4 protein-coding genes are annotated in these 4,826 nt (G+C 55.4%); all 4 read left to right on the forward strand.

Annotation, left to right across the window (positions count from 1 at the left end; genetic code table 11):
- Positions 1 to 258, forward strand: a 258-nt coding sequence (locus LLG96_18320; protein ID MCE5252161.1) for a hypothetical protein, incomplete at its 5' end; no start/stop codon positions are given.
- Between the two features lie 221 nt (positions 259 to 479).
- Positions 480 to 2,129: a selenide, water dikinase SelD gene (gene selD / locus LLG96_18325; GenBank protein ID MCE5252162.1), complete on the forward strand. Its 1,650-nt coding sequence runs from the start codon at positions 480 to 482 to the stop codon at positions 2,127 to 2,129.
- A complete protein-coding gene (gene selB, locus LLG96_18330; GenBank protein MCE5252163.1) occupies positions 2,122 to 4,122 on the forward strand; it encodes a selenocysteine-specific translation elongation factor in 2,001 nt (666 codons plus the stop codon). The genes selD and selB overlap by 8 nt, the downstream gene beginning before the upstream one ends.
- Positions 4,122 to 4,385, forward strand: coding sequence for a hypothetical protein (locus tag LLG96_18335; GenBank protein MCE5252164.1), 264 nt, complete (start codon positions 4,122 to 4,124; stop codon positions 4,383 to 4,385). The genes selB and LLG96_18335 overlap by 1 nt, the downstream gene beginning before the upstream one ends.
- Positions 4,386 to 4,826 lie beyond the last annotated feature (441 nt).

Raw genomic sequence — 4,826 nt, forward strand, 5'->3', positions numbered from 1 at the left:
AAAGTCTTGGATTGGGAGAAAGTGTCAGGTGAAGATGTTCCGGACAACACCTATTTTAAAAAATACTTTTTAGATGTTACTTCCTTTGCGTGCCCAAAGGAAGTAACCAAGGAAAGGGCACCCCGAGAAAAGCCTTTTTCCACGGTCACGGCCCGTTTTTCGGGAATGTGTGAACTCACGAGCCTTCGGCTCGCTCGGACAGCACCCATTCTTTTTCCGAAAAACGCTTGTGACCGCGGGGCTTTTCAACGGGGTTGAAAAAACAGAAGCTCCAAAGGAAGTTATACTATTTATAATCAATGTATTACATACAATACAATTCATCGTGGTTTTTTGGGGTCACCAGCATATATACATGTCCCCGAATCAGTAATCAGGGATCGGCACTACGCGTCGACCCTTGAAAGCTTATATTCACGTAAATGGTGTTTATCACAAGATTTCTAAAGATTCACCATTCACAATAAAAAGGGTATCCGATGACGATAAATACGACCCGACGTAAAGCGGTCATGACGCGTTCGATCAAACTGGGGCACTGCATCTGCAATCCGAAACAGGGCTGCCCGTGCCAGACCTTCAAAGACTACAACGTCTGTTCCTGCGCGGGGGAGAAAATGCCTTCCAGACCGCAGGATATAGCCCTGACAAAACATGTCCGTAAAGCCGGATGCGCTTCAAAGATCGGGCAGGCCGACCTCCTGCGTATTCTGAGCAAGCTCCCGCCGGTCACCGATCCCAATGTCATCGTGGGCGCCGCCGCCGGTGATGACGCCGGGATTTACCGTATCGACGACCGTTTCGCTCTCGTGCAGACAGTCGATGTTTTCACCCCCTGTGTGGACAACGCTTACCTTTTCGGCCAGATTGCCGCGGCCAATTCGGTGAGCGATATCTATGCAATGGGGGGTAAACCAATCACAGCCCTGTCGGTCATCGGGTTTCCCATAGACGAACTGGACGGCTCCATCATGGAGGCAATTCTGCGCGGCGGAATGGACAAGCTCGCCGAGGCCGGCTGCTCCCTCATCGGGGGACACAGCATCAACGACGAGGAGATAAAGTGCGGCTTCGCGGTAACCGGGCTCATCGACACAAACGCCATATTCGAACATGATGCCATACAACCCGGCGACGCTCTCGTACTCACCAAACCGCTCGGAACGGGTATCGTCTGTTTTGCCGCACAGCTTGGCCGTATCAGCGGCGAATGCCTCGACGAAGCCGGCGCTTCAATGGCCACGCTCAACAGGGACGCCGCCGAACTCATGGCCGCCTTTGATGGCCATGCCTGCACCGATGTCACGGGGTACGGGCTTGCCGGTCACCTCGTCGAAATGGTGCGAGACAACGGCCTGATGGCGGAGATAGACATGTCCGCCATTCCGGTTTTCGCCTCTGTGGGGGAATGCATCCGGAACGATATTCTCCCCGGCGCAATCGAGCGCAACCAGGAATACTCCATGGCATGGGTGCGTGTAACCGGTACAGGCGACAGCACGTACCTTCCCATTCTGTACGATCCCCAGACTTCCGGCGGCCTTCTGGTTTCCCTCCCGGAAGAGAAAGCCGGGGCGTTTGCCGACGAGATGAGGAGCCGCGGGCATGCCGCAGCATCGGTCATCGGCAGAATCGTCGAAAAAGAGGACAGCCGGTCCGGGGTACGGGTAGTAGTCACCAATACGGAACTCCGGAACTTTTTTGGAAAACACGGAGGATTGATCATGGCGGATAAGAACGATGTGACAGGCACGCCGCGGCCGGATGAACCGGTTCGGCAGGCTCCCCCGGATTCCTCGTGCTGCGAAAACCCGCCCGAATTGGAGTGCTGCCCCTCTCCGCCGGCTTTTACCGATGAAACGGCGGCTGATTCGCTCTCGCTGTTCAACGATTTCATGAAGAAGGTCTCCGGGGAAGGCCTCATCGACAGGCGCACCAAGAAGCTCATGGAAATAGCCCTGTCTGTCGCCCAGCGCTGTAAACCCTGCCTGATTTACCACATCAAAAGCGCCCGGTCGATGGGAATCACGAAGCCGGAGATCGAGGAAGCGGCCCACCTCGGTGTTGCCTTTGCGGGATGCCCGGCTTTGACCCTCTACAAGGAAGTGTGCAGGGAGCTCAATGTCTGACTGCTCGAAACACCGGCCGCCGGGTCTGCTCGCACAAGGCGCCGGGCCCGAAGTGCACATGATGATCTGCACCTCCGGCCATGTCGATCATGGGAAGACTGAGCTCGTGAAGCTCCTGACAGGCTGCAACACCGACCGTCTGAAAGCCGAGCAGGAGCGGGGCCTGACCATCGAGCTCGGATTCGCGCCGTGCGTTATCGGCGAGGGGCTCTGCATCGGTATTGTCGATGTTCCCGGGCACGAGAAATTCATCAAGAACATGGTCGCCGGGGTATCGGGTATCGAGATGACCGTGCTCGTTATCGCCGCCAATGACGGTGTCATGCCGCAGACGGTCGAACATCTCCAGATTATGGAACTGCTCGGCATCCGACACGGCATAGTGGCGCTGACCAAGATCGACCTTGTGCCGGAAGACCGTATCCGCCGGGTCACCTCGGAAATCCGTGATTTTCTCAAGGGCACGTTCATGGAAGGAGCGCCTGTCTGCCCGGTGTCGTCACAGACTTTCGACGGATATCCCGAGTTTTACGCCGTTCTTGCCGGAGAGGCCGGGCGACTGTCAAGGCGACGACGGTATGGCGTCTTCAGAATGCCTGTCGCGCATGTGTTTACGCAGAAAGGCTTCGGTGTTGTCGCGATGGGAATCCCCGTTGACGGCGTTATTTCGATCGGGCAGCAGGTGGAGCTTGTTCCCGGTCACATGACCGGAAAGGTGAGGGCGATTCAGCAGTTCATGACCGAGACCGCGGTGGGCGAGTACGGCCAGTGCCTGGGGCTCAACATCCCGGAATTCTCCAAGAAACCCCCGGTGCGCGGACAGGTTCTCAGCCTTCCCGGATATCTGGAACCAGCGCCCGCTTTCCATGTCAGGCTTACCGCTGTCCACGGCCTCAGGACTCCGATTCGTAACGCCGAGGAGATAAAGTTCCATACGGGAACCATCGAGGAGCCGGGCAAAATCTATTTTCTGGAAGACAAGGCGCTTCCCGAAGACAGAACTGGATTCGCGACAGTGATTCTGTCCAATCCCGTCGCGGCGGCTCCCTTCGACCGGTTCATCGTCAGGAGACCGTCACCGGCTGCAACCGTTGCGGGCGGCGAGATAATCGCTCTTTCCCCCGAAGCGAAAAAGCCGCGGAGAAAACAGGCGATCGAGATGCTTACCGCGCATGAGGAGTTCTTCCGGGGAATCGACCCGTCGGGTGAAGAGGGCATGGAGAAAAAAATAGAGTATGCCCTCATTGCCGGGCACAACGCCGCCGTTTCAACGGAAACACTCTCAAGAAGCACCCTTCTCACTATGGATATCGTAAGAACATGCCTCACCCGTCTCGTGGAAAAAGGGACGGCGCTCCCCCTGGGCGCCGACTACTACGTTGCTGCCGGGCGCTGCCGTTCGCTGGTGAGGGAGGTCGAGTCCCGGCTGGAGAAAGCGGTCTCAGAGGACGGGGCGCTGAGCCTCGCCCTGAGCACGCTCCGTCAGAGCTTCGATTTCCCCGACCGTCTCTGGAAACACATCCAGGATGACCTCGAACGGAGGGGCCTGATAGTCCGCCGCGGGAACACGTTCGTTCTTCCGGCCGCTGTCGGGAAGCTCGACACGTATGACTGTGAGCTCATGGAACGGATACGGAAAATCTACGATGATTCCGGATTCAAAACCCCGAGACCGGACGAGCTGCCCGACCTGCTCGGGATGCCACATGACAGGATCGACCGTCTCCTCGATTACATGTGCAACGAGCGCATCCTGATTCGGCTTGCATCCAATGTCGTGTTGAGTTATGATAATTTCAGGAAAGCGCAGGACATGGTGGTGAACATCATTCAGGAAAAGGGAGAGCTCGATTCGGCTGATTTCAAGTACCATATCGACTCCACCCGTAAATATGCCCTCGCTGTCCTCGATTTCCTCGATGCACGGCGGGTGACAATCCGTTCCGGCAACAACAGAAAACTGACAGAGGACTTTCGGAGGAATCTGCTCTGATGATAAAAAACCCCGGATATCTGAGAACGGTAGCAATAGCGGGTATCGTTGTGGCGCTCGCGCTCCTGCTTGCGGGCGGCTTCCGGTCGTACAAGGTCTATGATGCGGATGCCGGGGATTTCGGCATTCTCACCTTCCACAGGATCAGCGATCTCCAGATGGTTGTGGACACGACATTCAGCGGTGTTGTCCGCAGCGACGGGAAGCTCATCTCGACATACGACCGCACGGTGACAAAGGGCAAACGCGCCTGCCCCACCTGAAAATAGAAATAATCCCGCAGTCATGGTGACTGCACACAAAAATCTATTGACCACGGATAAACACGGACTGAAGATATTCAAATATAACTTCTTGTTTATCAATTAGGAGAGCGGTGAAAAAGTGTCTTTTTCGCACGCCCTATTATGAAATGTGTTGTTTTGTTGCTGTCAAGGGTATGAAAACCGCTGGCAACACCCCATTTTTTTAAGAAGACTTTTTTAGATGTTACTTCCTTTACGTGCCCAAAGGAAGTAACCAAGGAAAGGGCACCCCGTGAAAAGCCTTATTCGCCGGTCACTGCCCGTTTTTCGGGAATGTGTGAACTCACGAGCCTTCGGCTCGCTCGGACAGCACCCATTCTTTTTCCGAAAACCGGTTGTGACCGCGGGGCTTTTCAACGGGTTTATAAATTCACAGGATTTAATGGTCTATATTCTATT

The organism is bacterium (genome assembly GCA_021372535.1).
Taxonomy (GTDB): Bacteria; Latescibacterota; Latescibacteria; order Latescibacterales; family Latescibacteraceae; genus JAFGMP01.

Bases quoted from the DNA above. Each gene is read 5' to 3' on its own strand.
- selB (MCE5252163.1), top strand. From the start codon at position 2,122: ATGTCTGACTGCTCGAAACACCGGCCGCCGGGTCTGCTCGCACAAGGC.
- LLG96_18335 (MCE5252164.1), top strand. From the start codon at position 4,122: ATGATAAAAAACCCCGGATATCTGAGAACGGTAGCAATAGCGGGTATC.
- selD (MCE5252162.1), top strand. From the start codon at position 480: ATGACGATAAATACGACCCGACGTAAAGCGGTCATGACGCGTTCGATC.